General features: G+C 29.8%; 13 protein-coding genes, 1 tRNA gene and 2 pseudogenes. 14 read left to right on the top strand and 2 right to left on the bottom strand.

Going from position 1 to position 18,609, the window contains the following annotated elements; all coding sequences use genetic code 11:
- The first annotated feature begins 53 nt into the window (after positions 1-53).
- The 5 genes and pseudogenes from ACQZHJ_RS13085 to ACQZHJ_RS13065 all read left to right on the top strand — a co-directional run bounded on the left by ACQZHJ_RS13085 (position 54) and on the right by ACQZHJ_RS13065 (position 5,791).
- Positions 54-1,781, top strand: coding sequence for a phospho-sugar mutase (locus tag ACQZHJ_RS13085; RefSeq protein WP_430485993.1), 1,728 nt, complete (start codon positions 54-56; stop codon positions 1,779-1,781).
- 213 nt (positions 1,782-1,994) lie between these two features.
- Positions 1,995-3,092, top strand: a complete 1,098-nt coding sequence (locus ACQZHJ_RS13080; protein ID WP_430485992.1) for a tetratricopeptide repeat protein — start codon at positions 1,995-1,997, stop codon at positions 3,090-3,092.
- A gap of 26 nt (positions 3,093-3,118) precedes the next feature.
- Complete coding sequence (locus ACQZHJ_RS13075) at positions 3,119-3,835, top strand: WecB/TagA/CpsF family glycosyltransferase (protein ID WP_430485991.1); 717 nt, start codon at positions 3,119-3,121, stop codon at positions 3,833-3,835.
- Positions 3,835-5,120: pseudogene (locus tag ACQZHJ_RS13070) on the top strand (glycosyltransferase). The gene ACQZHJ_RS13075 and the pseudogene ACQZHJ_RS13070 overlap by 1 nt, the downstream one beginning before the upstream one ends.
- Positions 5,121-5,155: 35 nt before the next feature.
- Positions 5,156-5,791: a cyclodeaminase/cyclohydrolase family protein gene (locus ACQZHJ_RS13065; RefSeq protein ID WP_430485990.1), complete on the top strand. Its 636-nt coding sequence runs from the start codon at positions 5,156-5,158 to the stop codon at positions 5,789-5,791.
- A 171-nt stretch (positions 5,792-5,962) separates the two neighbouring features.
- Here the strand turns inward: ACQZHJ_RS13065 and pdaA are convergent.
- A pseudogene (pdaA, locus tag ACQZHJ_RS13060) lies at positions 5,963-6,752 on the bottom strand (delta-lactam-biosynthetic de-N-acetylase).
- A 159-nt stretch (positions 6,753-6,911) separates the two neighbouring features.
- On the opposite strand from pdaA, the gene ychF reads away from it, so the two are divergent.
- A complete protein-coding gene (ychF, locus tag ACQZHJ_RS13055; RefSeq protein WP_430485989.1) occupies positions 6,912-8,009 on the top strand; it encodes a redox-regulated ATPase YchF in 1,098 nt (365 codons plus the stop codon).
- A gap of 356 nt (positions 8,010-8,365) precedes the next feature.
- On the opposite strand, the gene ACQZHJ_RS13050 is transcribed toward ychF, so the two are convergent.
- Positions 8,366-8,462, bottom strand: a tRNA-Sec gene (locus tag ACQZHJ_RS13050).
- Positions 8,463-8,815: 353 nt separating this feature from the next.
- Between ACQZHJ_RS13050 and rsmH the strand changes: the two genes are divergently transcribed.
- From rsmH to ACQZHJ_RS13010, 8 genes are all read left to right on the top strand, one after another.
- The gene (rsmH, locus tag ACQZHJ_RS13045; protein WP_430485988.1) at positions 8,816-9,748 is read left to right on the top strand and encodes a 16S rRNA (cytosine(1402)-N(4))-methyltransferase RsmH; all 933 of its coding nucleotides are present in this window, start codon (positions 8,816-8,818) and stop codon (positions 9,746-9,748) included.
- 84 nt (positions 9,749-9,832) lie between these two features.
- Entirely contained in the window at positions 9,833-10,267 is a 435-nt protein-coding gene (locus tag ACQZHJ_RS13040) for a septum formation initiator family protein (RefSeq protein ID WP_430485987.1), read from the top strand.
- Between the two features lie 80 nt (positions 10,268-10,347).
- Positions 10,348-12,582: a stage V sporulation protein D gene (locus ACQZHJ_RS13035; protein WP_430485986.1), complete on the top strand. Its 2,235-nt coding sequence runs from the start codon at positions 10,348-10,350 to the stop codon at positions 12,580-12,582.
- Positions 12,583-12,678: 96 nt separating this feature from the next.
- A complete protein-coding gene (locus tag ACQZHJ_RS13030) occupies positions 12,679-14,133 on the top strand; it encodes a UDP-N-acetylmuramoyl-L-alanyl-D-glutamate--2,6-diaminopimelate ligase (protein ID WP_430485985.1) in 1,455 nt (484 codons plus the stop codon).
- Positions 14,134-14,145: 12 nt separating this feature from the next.
- Positions 14,146-15,507 (top strand): UDP-N-acetylmuramoyl-tripeptide--D-alanyl-D-alanine ligase, encoded by a 1,362-nt coding sequence (locus tag ACQZHJ_RS13025; RefSeq protein ID WP_430485984.1) that lies wholly within the window; start codon positions 14,146-14,148, stop codon positions 15,505-15,507.
- Between the two features lie 49 nt (positions 15,508-15,556).
- On the top strand, positions 15,557-16,528 hold the full coding sequence (gene mraY / locus ACQZHJ_RS13020; protein WP_430485983.1) for a phospho-N-acetylmuramoyl-pentapeptide-transferase: 972 nt from the start codon (positions 15,557-15,559) through the stop codon (positions 16,526-16,528).
- A gap of 25 nt (positions 16,529-16,553) precedes the next feature.
- Complete coding sequence (ftsW, locus tag ACQZHJ_RS13015; RefSeq protein ID WP_430485982.1) at positions 16,554-17,678, top strand: putative lipid II flippase FtsW; 1,125 nt, start codon at positions 16,554-16,556, stop codon at positions 17,676-17,678.
- Positions 17,679-17,849: 171 nt separating this feature from the next.
- Positions 17,850-18,605, top strand: a complete 756-nt coding sequence (locus tag ACQZHJ_RS13010; RefSeq protein WP_430485981.1) for a cell division protein FtsQ/DivIB — start codon at positions 17,850-17,852, stop codon at positions 18,603-18,605.
- Positions 18,606-18,609 lie beyond the last annotated feature (4 nt).

The raw sequence follows: 18,609 nt of genomic DNA, 5'->3' as shown, positions 1-18,609 counted from the left end.
TGGAAATAAAATACAGAATCCTTAGTAATAAGATGAAAAGGGGAGCGAGTGCAGTGTTTAGAGAAAGATATGAAGAATGGTTAAACTCATCAACTATTTCAGAGGAAATAAAGACTGAGTTAAGAGACGTAAAAGATGAGAAAGAAATAGAAGATAGATTTTATAAGGAGTTAGACTTTGGAACTGGTGGATTAAGAGGAGTTATTGGTGCTGGAACTAATAGAATGAATATCTATACAGTTGGTAAAGCTACACAAGGTTTTGCTGATTATTTAAACGATAACTATACTGGAGAAAAATCAGTTGCAATAGCTTATGATTCAAGAAATATGTCAAAGGAATTTGCTAAGGCTGCTGCCTTAACTCTTTGTGCAAACGGAGTTAAAGTAAATCTTTTTGAAGCTTTAAGACCAACTCCAATGTTATCATTTGCTGTAAGAGAGTTAGGATGTCAAGGTGGTATAGTAATAACAGCATCACATAATCCAAAACAATATAATGGATATAAAGTTTATGGAGATGATGGATGTCAGTTAACAGATGCTCCAGCTAAAGCTGTTATAGGATATGTTAATAAGGTTACAGACTACGCAAATATAAAAACTATGAGTGAAGAAAAAGCTTTAGAAGAAGGTCTTTTAGTTTATATAGGCGAAGAAATAGATAAAAAATATATAGATGCATTAAAAACTTTAACTATAAGAGAAGAATTAGTTAAGGAACATGCTAAAGATTTAAAAATAATATACACTCCAATTCATGGTTCAGGAAATGTTCCTGTAAGAAGAATATTAAATGAGTTAGGGTATGATAATGTATTTGTGGTTAAAGAACAAGAAATGCCAGATGGAAACTTCCCAACAGCACCATATCCAAACCCAGAAGATCCAAAGGTATTTGAGTTAGCTTTAGAAATGGCTAAAGATATTCAACCTGATATAATATTTGGAACAGATCCAGACTGCGATAGAATAGGTGTTGTTGTTAAGGATAATAAAGGTGAATATCAAGTATTAAGTGGTAACCAAACAGGTATGTTATTAACTAACTACATCTTAAGTTCATTAAAAGAAATGAATAAGTTACCTGAAAATGGAGCAGTTATAAAAACTATAGTTACAACTGAATCAGTAAGAAAAATGGCTGAAGAATATGGAGTAACTTTAATAGATACGCTAACTGGATTCAAGTACATTGGAGAAAAAATAAAAGAGTTTGAAGAAAAAGGTTCAAATGAATACTTATTTGGATTTGAAGAAAGCTATGGATACCTAGCTGGAACTTTTGCTAGAGACAAAGATGCAGTTGTTGCTTCAATGTTAATAGCAGAAATGACTTTATACTATAAAGAACAAGGAAAAACTCTTTATGATGGTTTAATAGAGCTTTACAATAAGTATGGATACTTCAAAGAAAGTCTAGTTTCAATAGAGCTTGCTGGAAAAGAAGGACAAGAGCAAATAGCTAAATGTATAGATGGATTAAGAAATGATTCAGTTAAAGAAATAAATGGTGTTAAAGTTGTTACTTCATTTGATTATAAGTTAAGCAAAGAAGTAGATAATTTAACTGGAGAAGAAAAAGAAGTAAAACTTCCAAAATCAAACGTTCTAAAATATATTTTAGAAGACGATTCATGGTTTGTTGTAAGACCTTCAGGTACAGAGCCTAAAATGAAAATTTACTTATCAGTTAAAGGTTCAAGTTTAGAAGATTCAGTAGAAAAGACTGAAACTTTCAAAAATGCTATAATGGAAGTAATAAATGCTAAATTAAAATAATTAGATTTTTAATAAAAGGGAGAGGTATCATTGATACACTCCCTTTTTTGTTTTTGAAGTGTTATAATATATAACTATACATAGATGAACTAAATTTTATTTTATGGTAGAATATAGTTCGAATTTTATAGGTTATAATTAAATATAGGTTTATAAAATTTTATTTTAGATAGAATTAATAAGGATAATAATTTTAGTTAAGGAGATAGATATATGAGCTTTAATACATTTGCAAAAGAAAAGTTATCACAGCTTTTATTTTTAGAGGTAGATGGAAAAGGATTAATAGAGAGTTTAGGAAAGAATCCAGGGGATATGAATATTAAGGAGCTATATGTACCTGTAGATCCAAGACATTTATCAAAGGATATAAAGAGTGGATATAAGTTAGAATCATTACCAATAAACTACTTAGTTGAAGGTATGTTCTTTGCATTAGGTGGAGATAAAGAGTTTAGATTTAATGAGGATTATAAGAAGTTAATACCATTGATAGATGAGGCTATTCCTTGTGTAAAAACAATAATAGCTGAGAAAGTTAAAGATGAAAATATGGTTGAAGCATTTATGCTTTTAAAAGGATTAAATGAGGTTTGTGATGATACAGATGTTTATGAAAATCTTTTATTAATATGTGAGTCACTAAGAGAAAGAAACAAATCTTATAATGAAACTCAATTAGAGATTTGTGATAAGTGTAAAGCTAATAGAAGTGATTTAGCTCTTCCATATCTTTATTCAGCAATAGCTTATAATGATATGGCACAATATGATAAAGCTTATGTTGATATAAATGAGTATTTAAATAAAGGCGGAGAAAGAAATGAGATAGTTGAAGTTTTATATAATGAAATAAAAGATTCAGCTAACTATGAGGAAGGAAAAGAAGAGCTTATAGAAGAGCCAGAAGAGGCATTAGCTAGACTTATACCTTTAGCAGATAAATTTGAAGACAATGCACTTTTAAGATATTACATAGCTACAGCTTACAGAAGATTAGGAAACTTTGAAAAAGCTATTTACTATTTAAATGAATGTTTAGCTATAGATAGTAGTATAGTTGAGGCTGTAAATGAAATGGGAATAAACTATGCTTCACTTGGAATATATGATGAGGCGGTTAAATATTTAAGAAAAGCATTTGAAACTACAAGAGATATAGAAGTTTGTACTAACTTAATAGTTTCTTACTTAAATGCTGGTATGATCGAAGATGCTAAACAGCATTTAGATATAGCAAAAGCTATAAATAAAGATGATGAAATAGTAAAAGAGATAGAAACATTTATGAAAAACAATAAATTAATTTAATCGTATATATAATTTAGGAGATTAATATGTATAAGGAGTTATTAGGATATAAAATATTTTCAGATAATAAAGTTCAACTATTAGAAGAAATAAAAAGAAAAGATAGGGTGAATATAATATCTGGAAATCCAGAGGTTTTATATAATGGAATAAATAACGATACGCTTAGAAAAAGTTTTACTGAAGATGATGCTTTAATAATTCCAGACGGAGTTGGAACTCTTTTAGCAGCTAAGCTTAACAAAATAGAGATAAATGAAAAAATAGCTGGTATTGAAGTTATGAATATGCTTCTTAAAGAAGCTAAAGAAACTGGATTAAATGTATTCTTGCTTGGAGCAAAGGAAGAAACTCTTGTTCAATGTAAAGAGAAGATTGAACAAGAGTTTAAAGGGATAAATATAGTAGGAACTAACAATGGATTTTTTGATTTGAAAAATTGTAATGATTTAATAAAAAAGATAAATGATTCAAAAGCAGATATATTATTCGTTGCTATGGGAGCACCTAGACAAGAGATTTTTATAGATAAATATAAAGATAAGCTTTGTTGTAAAATATTTATGGGTGTTGGAGGTAGTTTTGATGTTATATCTGGCAATGTAAATAGAGCACCAGAATTTATGATAAATATAGGTATGGAGTGGCTTTATAGAGTTGTAAAAGAACCTTGGAGAATAAAAAGATTAGGAGCTATACCTAAATTTTTATTACTTTCAGTTAAAGAAAGAGGTAAGAAATAATGAAAATTTTATTTGTAGCTTGTTATTCTCCTATGATTAATAACTCAGCCTCAATAGAAACACTTATGTACTTAAACAATCTTTGTAATATTGAAGGAAATGAGGTTCATCTTTTAACAGTAGATTTTCCTGAAAACTCTATTTATTACGATGAAGAAATATTAAAGTTATTGGATGAAAAAGTTAAACTTCATGCTATTGGTGGAGGCTGTTTATTTGATAAAATAATGCCTAAAAAGTCAACTACAAGAGAAGATGTGGAAATTCAAACCAATACAAAGCCTAGCGGAAAGATGAAGTTTATGAGAAAGATAAAGAATAAAATTATCTTTCCTGACATGTATTATAATTGGAGTTTTAAGGCGGCTAAAAATGGAAAAGAGCTTATGAAAAAAGAAAGCTTTGATGTAATATTTTCAATGCATGAACCTCCATCAAGTCATCTTTGTGCCTTGAGAATTAAAAAAAGTTTTAAAGAAGTTCCTTGGGTCTTATATTGGAGTGATCCTTGGCTTAAAGATCCTCAAGAGAGAATATAGGGTTTATAAGAAAGTTTATAGAGGGAAGACAAGAAAAGTCTGTTGTATTAAATGGTGATAGACATATTTTTGTTACTGAGGAAAATAAAAAGGACTTCATAGATAAGTATGGAATTAGCAATGATAATATGTTTATTGTTACTAGAGGATATAATAAAGAAATCTATGAAAAAATAGAAAAAGAAGAAAAACCAGAACTTATAAGAGAAGATAAGATTAATTTGATATATGCTGGAGAAGTATTTAGTAAGATTAGAGACTTAAGACCTTTTATGGCCTCTTTGAAAGAATTGGAAGTTAAGGATAAAGAATTTTTTGATAGACTTAACATAATATTCTTTGGAAATATAGATGATGAGAATATAAAGAATGACTTGAAGAGATTTTCTAATGTTACCGTAAATGGAAGAATAGATTATAAAGAAGCTTTAAGATATATGATTCATGGGGATGTGCTTCTTGTTTTAGGAAATAAAAATTCTAAGCAAATTCCAGCTAAAATATATGATTATTTTGGAACAAAGAACATAATAATGACTATATTAGGAGATGAAAATGACCCTATACAAAGAGTTGTTTCTGGTATAGATAAATGTATTGTTAGCCAAAATATTTCTGAAGATATACTTAGTGGTTTAGAAAAGTGTAAAGTCATGATTGATTCAGGAACTAAGTTTGAAGCTAAAGAAGAGTATGAATGGAGTAGCATAGGTAAAAAGCTAAACAATATACTTAAATGTAGATAGTTTATAGATAAGCAATAATAGCAGGAGGGTTAGACATGAAAAATCAAATAATAAAAGACTTTGTAAAGGACTTAGGATCAAATTCATCAGCACCTGGTGGTGGGGCAGCAGCAGGGCTTGTTGGAGCAGTAGGTGTAGCTTTAACTTCAATGGTTTATAGTTTAACTGTTGGTAAAAAAGCTTACGAAATTCTAAGTGATGAGAATAAAGCTTTATTAGATAAAAATCTTGAGGAAGCTCAAAAGACTTATGATGAAATGCTAGATTTCATGAATAAGGATGAGGAAGCATTTACTGCTTTGATGGATTGTTATAAGCTTCCAAAAGATAGTGATGAAGAGAAGAATATAAGAAGTGAAAAGATAACTGAATGTACAGTAGGCGCTATGATGGTTCCACTTGAGTTAAGTAGAAAATCATTAAGATTCTTTGAAAACATAAAGTTTGCAGTTGAATATGGAAATAAAAATTTGCTTTCAGATGCTGTAGTAAGTGCTATCATGATTAGTGCTTGTATAGATAGTTCTATTGTAAATGTAGAAGTTAACTTAGCGTTCTTAAAAGATGAAGAGTTAATTAAAAATGTAAATGAAGAGATTTTTGAAATAAGAAAAGAAAGTAACAGATTAAAAGAGGAAATTCTATCAAAGAGCAATTTCTTACAAAGCTAAAAAATAAATCTGTATCAAAATAACCTTTTAATAAAACTTACAAATGATATGAAGAGTGTAACTATGGATTCTTAGCTAAATCTAGTAACTCTCGGAATATGTTTGTAAGTTTTATTATTAAGTTTTGATACAGACATATTTTAAAATTTTTCTAATATAATTAAGGCTTTTTTATTGGATTATATCATTTAAAGATTTAAACTCATACCCATCTGATTTAAGCTCTTTTATAAGTTCGTCTAAAATAGCTGTGTTAGTATCTGAAACTGCATGGAGTAAAGCTATTTCACCATTATGAAGCTTATCATATATTTTCTTTTTTGCAACATCTCTATTAGGTTGTTCATCTATTAACCAATCCCTATATGCAAAGCTCCAAAATACTGATGTGTATCCAAGTTCTTCAGTTAATATTATAGAGTTCTCACTATATTTACCCATTGGAGGTCTAAAGAATTTAGGCATTTCTTTGCCAGTAACCTCTTTATATATCTCTTCAACTTCAGTAAATTCTTTTTTAAACTTTTCTTTATCTAATATTTTTGCCATAGAAGGATGATGGGAACTGTGGTTACAAACCAAATGTCCTTCTGCATCCATTCTTTTTATTAAATCAGGATAATCCTTTATGTATGGCCTAGTAACAAAGAATGCTGCCGGAACTTGATTTTCTTTTAATATGTCAAGTATTTTAGCAGTATTACCATTTTCATACCCTTCATCAAAAGTTAGAAAAATTTCTTTTTTTGAAGTATCTCCACAATAAAGAACTTTATGTCTATAAAGATAAGGAGTTTCTTTACTGACCATGTGGAATACCTTCTTCTTTATTATATGAATAATACCAGCCATATTCCTTAGTACATGGATTTGTAGTTTCTTTAGCTAATACATCTATATTTAAAGCAAAAGATAAGAAAATCATTAAAGAAAAAGTTAATGATAGTATTTTCTTAATCATAAAACATCACCTCGAAATTAGTATGTGTTATCATAAAGGATTAATTTGTATTTTTAGGTGGAGAATTAGGAAACATAATACAGTTGTTGAAATATATATTAAGCTAGAGTATAATCATTAAGTATGAATTAAAACAATAGAAAGGGACGGTGTACATAGATGAAATTAGGAATGGTTGGATTACCAAACGTAGGAAAAAGTACATTATTCAATGCCATAACAAAGGCAGGAGCTGAATCAGCAAACTATCCTTTCTGTACAATAGAGCCAAATGTAGGTGTTGTAAGTGTACCAGATAAGAGATTAGACGTTTTAGAAAAAATATATAATACAAAAAGAAAAATATATACTGCAATAGAGTTTTATGATATCGCAGGATTAGTTAAAGGTGCTAGTAAAGGTGAAGGATTAGGAAACAAATTCTTATCACATATAAGAGAAGTTGCTGCTATAGTTCACGTTGTAAGATGTTTTGAAGATGAGAATGTTGTTCACGTTGAAGGTTCAGTAGATCCAATAAGAGATATTGAAACTATAAACTTAGAGCTTATATTTGCAGACTTAGATGTTCTTGAAAGAAGAATGGAAAAGACTATGAAGTTAGTAAGATCAGGTGATAAAACTGCTAAGTTTGAGTTTGCTGTAATGGAAAGATTAAAAGCTCACTTAGAGGATAATAAGCCAGCTAGAACTTTAGAAGCTACTGAAGAAGAAGAAGAATTCGTTAAGAGCTTATTCTTAATAACTTCAAAACCAGTTTTATATGCTTGTAATATATCAGAAGATGATATGATGGAAGGAAACTTAAACAACGAGTTCGTTCAAAAAGTTAGAGCATATGCTGAAACTGAAAACTCAGGAATAATGGTTGTTTGTGCTAAACTTGAAGAAGAATTATCAGGATTAGAGGAAGATGAAAAGGCTGAAATGTTAGCTGAGTACGGATTAGATGAATCAGGTCTTGATAAATTAATTGAAGCAAGTTACAAATTGTTAGGATTAATGAGTTACTTAACTGCTGGAGTACAAGAAGTTAGAGCTTGGACTATAAAGCAAGGAACTAAAGCTCCTCAAGCTGCAGGTAAAATTCACTCAGATATAGAAAGAGGATTCATAAGAGCAGAGGTTGTTTCTTATAATGACTTAGTAGAGTGTGGATCAGAAGCTGCTGCTAAAGAAAAAGGTGTTTACAGACTAGAAGGTAAAGAGTACGTAATGAAAGACGGAGACATAGTAAACTTCAGATTCAACGTATAATTATATAAAATAAAAGGCTTTTAAAAGTTATAAATATATTTTGAGAATTATTGTATTTCTCTAAGAATTTATAGCAATCACTTCAAGAGTTTTACTAAAGCTTCGAAACTAGCTTTGCTTCGAACAGTTTCAGCTTCTTAACGCAAAACTCTTTCCGTGGTTACTTAAATTCTAGAGATCACACAAATATTCTCTTCATATTATTTATAACTTTCTTACTTAAAGCCTTTTTATTTTAATAGGAGAATAAATTAGTTAAGATGATAATAGGATAAATTTTTATCATCAAATTATAACAACATTTTTAGACGAAAAAAGCTATTTGAAGGATGACTTCAAATAGCTTTTTTTATGTATGGCGGGAGTATGTGGGAATCGAACCCACCCATGATGGTATTAGCACCACAACTAGGTGTTGAAGACCTGTAGAGACACCAGCCCCTATCTACTCCCATGATATTTAAAAATTTTACATCATAAATTATATAATGTCAAATTTTTTTATGATTTTTATTGAAAAATATCAATTTAGAGTTAATATTTTTTAAAAAGGAAATTTAAATTTTTCCTAGAATAATGTATAATAATATATATTATACAATGGGAAAATGGTTGCAATGACATGATATTCTAGTGTAAATTAGTAAGAGGCACAATATTTACACAATATTATTTAATAATTAATAAATATGTTTAAGAATATTTATTAATAAAAATAAAAAAGATAAATTTAGTTGTATTAATGATATATAATATGATGTTAATAATCAAAAGATGATAAGTAATAAAAAATAAGGAGTAATTATATGGAATTTAAACATGTTTCGGTTTTACTTGATGAATGTATAGATGCCTTAGCTATTAAAGATGATGGTATATACGTTGATTGCACACTAGGTGGAGCAGGTCATTCAAGTGAAATAGTTAAAAGGCTTTCAGAAAACGGAAGATTAATAGGATTTGATCAAGATAGGGATGCTTTAAAAGCAGCGGGAGAAAGATTAAAAGAGTTTAATAATGTTACATATGTACATAGTAATTTCTATGCAATATATGATGTCTTAAATGATTTAGGAATCGAAGGCGTAGATGGAATTCTTATGGATTTAGGAGTTTCTTCATATCAATTAGATAATGGAGAAAGAGGATTTAGCTATATGCAAGATGCTCCTTTAGATATGAGAATGAATAGAGAAAACAGTTTCTCAGCATATGAAATAGTAAATACATATTCAGAAGATGAATTATTTAGAATAATAAGAGAATATGGGGAAGAAAAATTTGCTAGAAGAATAGCGAGCTTTATTGTTAAAAATAGAGAAGAAAAAAATATAGAAACAACTTTAGAACTAGTTGAAATAATAAAGGCTGCCATACCAGCTAAGGCTAGAAGAGAAGGGCCACACCCAGCTAAAAGAACATTCCAAGCTATTAGAATAGAAGTTAATAAAGAGCTTGAGATAATAAGCAAAACTATTTTAGATGGTGTTAAGAAGCTAAATAAAGGTGGAAGAATGGCAATTATAACATTCCATTCTTTAGAGGATAGAATAGTAAAAACAACATTTAAGGATTTAGCAAACCCATGCACATGTCCAAGTGAGTTTCCAGTATGTGTATGCAATAGAAATCCAGAGATTAAGCTTATAACTAGAAAACCAATAGAAGCTAGTAAGGAAGAACTAGAATTTAATCCAAGAAGTAGAAGTGCTAAATTAAGAATTATAGAGAAATTATAAAAGATAAAACAGTATCATGTTAATAGCGTTTAAGTAGATTTTAAGTAAGGGGAATATAAATAAATTTTTGGAGAGGGATTAAAGATGAATGTAAAAGAGTTTGATTATAACGGAAGTTCTGCACTTAAACCACAAAGAAAAGAACAGACTGTACCGAGTAGGAAAACCTATGACAAGAAAAAGAAAAAAATCGAACAACAGAGAAGAAAAAAGCAAAGAGATAAAAAATTAAGAAAAAGCGTACTTCAAATAGTTTCATTAATACTATTAGTTGGTGGATTAACTATTGCTAGAGATGTTAAGGTATATAAAACTCAACAACAATTAGATGCTATGAATAAGAAAATAAATACTGTTATAACTGAAAATGAGGCATTAAAAGTTGATATTTTAAAAGCAAGCTCTTTAGATAAAATTGAGGAGATTGCTAAGGGAAAATTAAAAATGAAGTTACCAACTAAAGAAGATATGATTAAGTTAGGTGGAGAACAAGCACAAGCTACAGAGGGCAAACAATAGGGTTGTAAATTAGGATGTACTTTTATTATGTTTTTTAAGGGTACATCCATAATTTTTATTGAACTTAATATGGAGGTCTGATGGTGAAGAAAAAAGGTAAGAAGAACAAAGGATTTAATTTTAAAGAATACAAATTGACTAAGTCGGTTAAAATGGGAAGAACTTATGGAGTTATGTTGGTTATATGGGCACTGTTAGCAGCATTAACTTTAAGATTATCATATATAATGATCTTTAAGCATAAAGAATATGGAGCTATGGCTGAAGAACAGTGGAAAAATGAGATTAGGATTGATGCTAAAAGAGGAGATATATTAGCAAGAAATGGCGAGCAGTTAGCAGTAAGTGCTAATGTTTATAGAGTAGATCTAGACCTTAGAACATTAAGAGAGAGTTTATTTAAGGATGATGATTCTGATGATGAGAAAAAGGCTAAATTAAATGAAGCATCAGAAAAGTTAGCAAATGCTTTAGAATTGCCAAAGGAAGATGTTTATGACAGATTAAACTTAAAGTTACCATCAGGTATGCCAGCTACATCTGCTACATTAGCAAGGAAAATAGAGAAAGATAAGGCCGATAAGGTTAAAGCTTTAAAAATAAAAGGGGTAATAGTATCTCAAGATACAAAAAGATATTACCCGGATAATAATTTTCTAGCTCAGGTTCTAGGAAGAGTTAATGAAGATGGTGCTGGACAAAGTGGTATTGAACTTGAATATAATAAAGAACTTTCAGGGTTGCCTGGGATGAGAATATCAGAGGTTGCTAGAAATAGTTATGGTATTCCTTATTCAAACTCTGAGTTTGCTGATCCTGTAGATGGTAAGGATGTTACTTTGACAATAGATGAAACTATTCAGTACTTCGCAGAAAAAGTTGCTGAAAAAGGTGTACAAGAATATAAGGCTGACGGAGTTATGATAACTGTTATGAATCCTCAAACAGGAGAGATTTTAGCAATGGCTAATAAACCAGACTATAATCCTAATGAACCTTATGATGGTTATGAGAAGTTTTCAGGAGATAGTAAATCAGAAAAGTTAGAAAATATGTGGAAAAATCACGTGGTTGCAGATACTTTTGAGCCAGGTTCTATATTTAAGATGGTTACAGCTTCAGCAGCTGTACAAGAAGGAATAGCAGGTGGAAATGAAACATATTATTGTCCAGGAGGAAAACAGGTTGCAGATACATACATAAAATGTTGGAAACCAGAAGGACATGGAGTAGAAACATTTGACCAAATATTGGAGAACTCTTGTAACGTTGGATTCATGGACTTAGGAGAAAAGTTAGGAAAAGAAAAGCTTAATGAATATATAAATAAATTTGGATTTGGTGAGAAAACAGGAGTAGACTTACCTGGAGAAACACAAGGTATAATTTTGCCTAACGATAGAATAGGACCAGTTGAACTTGCTACAATTTCATTTGGTCAAACAGATAGTGCAAGTTCACTTCAAATGATGGCTGCTATGAATACAATAGCTAATGGAGGAACATGGATTCAACCTCATGTTATGAAGGATGTTAGCCATGTAGATAAAGATGGAACAAGAGTTATAGATGAAACTTTTGAGCCTAAGAAGATAAATGATGTAATTAGCCAAAAAACAGCAAGAAGAGTATCAGTAGCCTTAGAGAGAACGGTTCATTATGGTTCACCTAAGAGAGCTTATATTGATGGATATGGAATAGCGGGTAAAACTGGTACTGCTGAGAAGGTTAAAGCTACTGGTGGATATGGTGCTGGATATATAGCATCATTTGCAGGGTTTGCACCATACGATAATCCACAAATTTCAGTGCTTATAGTAGTTGATAATCCTAAAGGAGAATATTTTGGAGGTTTAGTAGCAGCACCATTAGCACATGACTTATTCAGCGACATATTTAATTATATGGAATTAGATAGTTCAAATATCGATAAGGATAAAGGTGCTCAGGTTATTATTCCAGAAGTTAGAGGAATGAAGCTTGAAAAAGCAAAAGAGGTTCTAGATCAGAATAATATAAAATATTCTATAGAAGGTGATGGTACTAAAATAACTAGTATGGCACCAAATCCAGGATATTCAATAAAAGAAGGTAGTGAAATTAAACTTTACACTAAAACTACTTCAAACTATAATAAAGATGTTGTAGTACCAGATTTTAATGGACTATCAATGGAAAAAACAAAAGAGATTCTTAATAAGATTGGATTACAAGGAAACTTTGATGGTGAAGGATATGTAACTAAACAAAGTATTGCTCAAGGTGATGTTGTTAAGAGTGGAACAAAAGTGGATTTTTATTTAGGTAAGAAATAATTAATACTTTAATCACTAGCATGTGAGTAAATTCACATGCTAGTATTTTGTGAATTTAACGCTTATTTAGTGCATAGTATTTAAGGAGTGAAAAAAATGATTCTTAAAAGTTTATTAGAGGGCTTAAATTATGAACTTATAAAGGGTAATGAAGAGTCAGAAATAAAGAATATCAGGTATGATAATAGAAAAATAGAACAAGGGGATATCTTTGTTTGTGTAAAAGGATTTAAAGTAGATGGACATTCCTTTATCGGAGATGCTATTGAAAAGGGTGCTAAGGTAATAATTGTTCAAGATGATGTAGAAATTTTAGAAGACATAACAATAATAAAAGTTGAAGATACAAGAAAAGCTTTAGCTATAATGTCTTCAAACTATTTTGGAAATCCAAAAAATAAGATGAAAATAATAGGAATAACAGGAACTAATGGAAAAACTACTTCTGCATTTATGATTAAGTCAATATTAGAAAAGGCTGGTCATAAAACTGGATTAATAGGAACAATAGCAAACTATATTGGAAATAAAAAAGTAGATGCAGTAAGAACTACACCAGAATCATATGAGCTTCATGAGTTATTTAAAAATATGATTGATGCTGAAGTTGAATATTGTGTAATGGAAGTTTCATCACATTCATTAGATTTAGATAGAGTTTATGGAGTTAAGTTTGAAGAAGGAATATTTACAAACTTAACAAGAGATCATTTAGACTTCCATAAGACTTTTGAGAATTATTATAATGCTAAATTCAAACTTTTTGAAAGAAGTAATCATAGTATTATAAATTTAGATGATGAATATGGTGAAAATATAGTAGCTGATATAGAAAAAAGAAATGTTAATACAAAAACTTTCACATTCTCAGTAGAAAAAGAATCAGATTTTAAAGCTTTTGAGATTAAAAGTCACTCAAATGGTTCAGAATTTAAGGTGAATTTAAATGGCATAGAAGAATTTTCTATAAATATTCCTGGAGAATACAATATTTATAATTCATTAGGATGTATAATATGTGCATATAACTTAGGAATTCCAGTAGAAAAGATTAAGGAAGGATTAAGTGATATTGTAATTCCAGGTAGATGTGAGCTTGTTGCGAAGGAAAAGAATTTACCTTATAGCATAATAATAGATTATGCACATACACCAGATGGATTAGAAAATATATTAAGCACAGTAAAAGCCTTCACTAAAAACAGAATGATATCTGTATTTGGTTGTGGTGGAGATAGAGATAAGGTTAAGCGTCCAGAAATGGGTGAGATAGGCTGTAGATTATCAGATATAGCTATAATAACTTCTGATAATCCAAGAAGTGAGGAACCTATGGCTATAATAGATGACATAATAAAGCCACTTAATTATCATAACTTCCAAGTTGAGGTTAATAGAAAAGAGGCTATAAGAAAGGCTATGGAAATGGCTGTTGAAGGAGATGTTATTGTTATAGCAGGTAAGGGACATGAGACGTATCAAATACTAAAAGATGAAACTATACACTTTGATGAAAGAGAAGTAGTATACGATATTTTAGAAGGCAAGTAGAGGTGTTAGAAGATGCTAGAATTAAGTTTACAAGAGATTGTAAAGGCTACTAAAGGAACTTTATTAAAAGAATCTGAGGTTAGCGAAGTAAAAGCTGTATCAACAGATACTAGAAAAATAGAGGAAGGAACTCTATTTATAGCTTTAAAAGGTGAAAACTTTAATGGTAATAACTATGTTTTAGATGCTTTCAATAAAGGAGCTAAAATTGCTATAATTGATGAGGTTAAATGTAATTTAAGTGAACTAAAAGAGGATGTTTCTCTAATTAAGGTAGAAAACACAGGAAGAGCATTAATGGATTTAGCCAAATTCTACAGAGAGAAGCTAGGCTTAAAAGTTGTGGGAATAACAGGATCAGCAGGTAAGACATCCACTAAAGATTTAGTTGCTGCTGTTTTAAGTGACAAATATAAAGTTTTTAAAACAAAAGGAAACTTTAATAATGAAATTGGATTACCTCTTATGATATTAGAGCTAGATAGTACATATGATGTTGCTATACTAGAAATGGGAATGAGAGGATTAGGTCAAATAAAGGAACTTGCAGAAATTGCATCACCTGATTTAGGTATTATAACTAACATCGGTATTTCTCATATTGAAATATTAAAAAGTAGAGAAAATATCTTAAAGGCAAAAATGGAGATAGCAACATTCTTTGATAAGAATAATACTCTTGTGGTTTGTGGTAATGATGATTTCTTAGGAGCATTACCAGAGGCTGAATATAAAATGGTAAAAACTGGCGTTGGAGAAGGGTTTGAAATAGGAGCTAAAGATATTAGCTTAGATGAACTTTCATCTAGTTTTAAAATTTATGATGGAAATGAAGAAGTAGAATTTTCTTTAGAGATGCCAGGGAAACATAATATAAGTAACCTTATGTTAGGGGTTGCTATAGCAAGAGAATTAGGTGTTTCTTTTGATGAAATGAAAAGAGGATTAAATAATATTGATGCAACATCAATGAGATTAGAGCTTATCAAAAAAGAAGAGTTTTCAATATTAAATGATTGTTATAATTCAAGTCCAGTGGCTGTTATGTCTGCTATAGATGTTATGAAAAACATAGATGGTAAGAGAAGAATAGCAGTTTTAGGAACAATGAGAGAACTTGGACATAAATCAGAAGAAGCTCATGAAGAAATAGGTAAGTATGCAAAGGAAAACGGCATAGACAAAGTTCTTTGTTTCGGAGATTTCTCTGAGAATATTAAAAAAGGATATGGAGACGGATGTACAGTATATTCAGATAAAGATAAGTTAATAACTGAATTGCTTAATATGATAGAAGAAGGGGATATCATATTAGTTAAAGCATCAAGAAGCTTAAAATTCGAAGAAATAACTAAAGCATTATTAGAGAAGTAAATGGAACTAAGGAGGTGAAGCTACTTAAATTTTTAAGTAGTAGAGTTTTATGGAAATTTTAAAGTCGATGATAGACACTAAGATAGTAATGGCTATAGTGGTAAGTTTTGTAATAGCGTCAATACTTGGACCTATTATAATACCGATGCTACATAAGCTTAAATTTGGACAAAACATTAGAGAAGAGGGACCAAAGAGTCACTTAAAGAAAGCAGGAACACCAACTATAGGTGGATTAATATTTATTTTTGCAACTATAATTACAATGTTTATTATGGTTGGTAATCCAACAGATGAAGCTATGGTAGCTTTATATGCTTTCATAGGATTTGGTTTTGTAGGATTCTTAGATGATTTATTAAAGATAATAAAGAAGAAAAATGAAGGTTTAACATCAGGACAAAAGATGATTTTATTATTAATCGTATCAAGCTTCTTAACTTGGTATGCTTATAAATATATAGGAACTAGCATAAATATACCATTTGCAGATTTCCAATTTAACTTAGGTATATTCTATATACCAGCAGCATTATTCTATTTTGCAGGGGTAACAAACGCGGTAAACTTAACAGATGGATTAGATGGATTAGCAACATCAGTTACAGTATTAGTAATGACATTTTTAGCAATACTTAGTTATAATTTAGGACACGTAAGTTTAGCAATATTCTGTGTGGCTTTAGCAGGTGCATTACTTGCTTTCTTAAGATTTAATGCATTTCCAGCTAGAGTATTCATGGGAGATACAGGTTCTCTTGCTTTAGGAGGAGCTGTAGCAATGGTAGCTTTAATATTAAAAATGCCTTTAATACTAGTATTTATAGGAATAATCTATGTAATAGAAACAGTATCTGTTATATTACAGGTTGCTTCATTCAAGCTTACAGGTAAGAGAATTTTCAAAATGGCGCCTATACATCACCATTTTGAACAATTAGGATGGAGTGAAACAAAAATAGTTTCTGTATTCTCTATAATAACAGTAGTATTCTGCTTCATTGCTTTTGCTTCACTTTAGAAAATTCCTAATAGGAGGTTTTTAAATGAAGAAGAAGAAAAAGACTACGAAGTCAAGATTGGGTCAAGTTGATCTTGGACTTTTATATACCATAGTAATTTTGCTTGCTATTGGAGTAGTTATGGTTTATAGTGCAAGTTCATATTTTTCTATGGTTAACTATAGTAATAGTGCTAAGTTTTTTATTCAGCAGTTTATATTTGCGGTTTTAGGACTTGTTGCTATGGGAGTTATATCAAGAATTGATTATCACTATTTGAAGAAATTGACATTGCCCTTAATAATAATAACGCCAATATTATTAGTATTAGTTTATGCATTCCCAGCAATAAAGGGAGCTCAAAGATGGATAAGACTTGGACCTTTATCATTCCAGCCATCAGAGCTTGCAAAGTATGCAGTGGTTATAATACTTGCATATATGATTACAAACAAAGGTGAAAAAATAAAAGCATTTTGGACAGGAATAGTTCCTTGCTTTTTAGTTGGTGGATTCTTTGCAGGGCTTATACTTGCTCAGAAAAACCTTAGTATAGCAGCTGTAACTGGTTTTGTTACTTTCATAATGGTCTTTGTTGCAGGAGCAAGAAAAAGATTTATGTTTGGAGTAATTACACCGGCAATTATAGCAGCAGGGGCATTCTTTACTTTCTTCGAAGATTATAGAAGAAGAAGACTTTTAAACTTTATAAATCCTTGGAAAGATCCAGCTGGTGATGGTTATCAGCTTATACAGTCTTTCTATGCATTAGGTGCAGGGGGAGTTACTGGGCTTGGTATAGGTCAATCAAGACAAAAGACGTTATATATGCCTGAACCTCATAATGACTTTATATTTGCCATAATAGGAGAGGAATTAGGGTTAATAGGATGTTCAGTAATAATTATATTATTTGTTATATTTGTTTATAGAGGAATAAAAATAGCTATGACTGCTAAAGATGAGTATGGTACTTTACTTGCTGTAGGTATAACTTCAATCATTGGTATTCAAGCTATAATAAACATAGCCGTTGTAACTGGTTCAATGCCTGTTACAGGAGTTCCATTACCATTTATAAGTTATGGAGGAACCGCATTGGTATTTAACCTTATGGCTATGGGAATACTTTTAAATATATCAAGACAAAGCAATAAAAAAGTTGATTAAAGGCGTTTTATACGCCTTTATTTTTTTATATAAAAATAGTATTACTTAATATATAGTGTTATTTAACTAATTTTTTGGTTTAGTAAGATTTTCTTAAAAAATTAATGAAAAAACTTTAGTAAAATGATATTATTGATATTGAAATGTAAAAATAAAGTGTTGAGGAGAATTATGGATACGAATATAAATGATTATATATTAAAAAAGAAAAGAAAAAAGACAAGAAAAAAGATTATATTGCTTAGTATAATACTTGTTGTAGTATTAGGTTTAATTCTGATAAAAACACCTTATTTTAACATAAAGAAGGTTGTTGTAAACAATAATAGTGTTATAACAAAAGAAAAAGTAATTGAGGAAAATGCTGTTCTTAATCAGAATATTTTCTTAGTTAATACAGCAGCATTAAAGGATAAAATATTAAGTAATCCTTATATAAAAGATGTGAAAATATCAAGAAAACTTCCAAATGAATTAGTTGTAAATGTTCAAGAGAGAAATGCAACTTTTGTTGTTAATGATGGTACTGACTTTTATGTTCTAAATGAAAATTTAGTAATAATGGAAAAGAAAAAATCTATGGATGGATTACAATTACCGTTGTTAACTGGATTAAAAATAGAAAATAGATTCCTAGGGGAACCTATAAGTAAAGATTCAGAAAGACTTACTGTTTTAAAAGAAATAGGTGAGGCTTTAAATGAAAATAAAATAAAGGTTGATTCTGTAGATGTAACTGATCTTAATAATATAGTTATTAATAAAGGTGAAGTTAAAATACTTTTAGGTGATGAAGAAGGATTAGAAGGAAAGTTAGTTAAAATGGTTAACATATTAAAGGATCCTGCTTGTAACTTTGAAAAAGGTTATATAGATATAAGCTTTAATGGTAATCCTGTAATATACAATGAAAGTAATGATAAATAGGTAA

Source organism: Clostridium sp. B9 (assembly GCF_050509515.1).
Classification (GTDB): Bacteria; Bacillota; Clostridia; order Clostridiales; family Clostridiaceae; genus Sarcina.
This window is presented reverse-complemented; position numbering and strand designations above follow the sequence as displayed.

What these genes read in the sequence shown, in the direction of transcription:
- ACQZHJ_RS13065 (WP_430485990.1), top strand. Translation starts at nt 5,156, where the DNA reads ATGAAAAATCAAATAATAAAAGACTTTGTAAAGGACTTAGGATCAAAT.
- ACQZHJ_RS13080 (WP_430485992.1), top strand. Translation starts at nt 1,995, where the DNA reads ATGAGCTTTAATACATTTGCAAAAGAAAAGTTATCACAGCTTTTATTT.
- rsmH (WP_430485988.1), top strand. Translation starts at nt 8,816, where the DNA reads ATGGAATTTAAACATGTTTCGGTTTTACTTGATGAATGTATAGATGCC.
- ftsW (WP_430485982.1), top strand. Translation starts at nt 16,554, where the DNA reads ATGAAGAAGAAGAAAAAGACTACGAAGTCAAGATTGGGTCAAGTTGAT.
- mraY (WP_430485983.1), top strand. Translation starts at nt 15,557, where the DNA reads ATGGAAATTTTAAAGTCGATGATAGACACTAAGATAGTAATGGCTATA.
- ACQZHJ_RS13075 (WP_430485991.1), top strand. Translation starts at nt 3,119, where the DNA reads ATGTATAAGGAGTTATTAGGATATAAAATATTTTCAGATAATAAAGTT.
- ACQZHJ_RS13010 (WP_430485981.1), top strand. Translation starts at nt 17,850, where the DNA reads ATGGATACGAATATAAATGATTATATATTAAAAAAGAAAAGAAAAAAG.
- ACQZHJ_RS13030 (WP_430485985.1), top strand. Translation starts at nt 12,679, where the DNA reads ATGATTCTTAAAAGTTTATTAGAGGGCTTAAATTATGAACTTATAAAG.
- ACQZHJ_RS13040 (WP_430485987.1), top strand. Translation starts at nt 9,833, where the DNA reads ATGAATGTAAAAGAGTTTGATTATAACGGAAGTTCTGCACTTAAACCA.
- ychF (WP_430485989.1), top strand. Translation starts at nt 6,912, where the DNA reads ATGAAATTAGGAATGGTTGGATTACCAAACGTAGGAAAAAGTACATTA.
- ACQZHJ_RS13035 (WP_430485986.1), top strand. Translation starts at nt 10,348, where the DNA reads ATGGTGAAGAAAAAAGGTAAGAAGAACAAAGGATTTAATTTTAAAGAA.
- ACQZHJ_RS13025 (WP_430485984.1), top strand. Translation starts at nt 14,146, where the DNA reads ATGCTAGAATTAAGTTTACAAGAGATTGTAAAGGCTACTAAAGGAACT.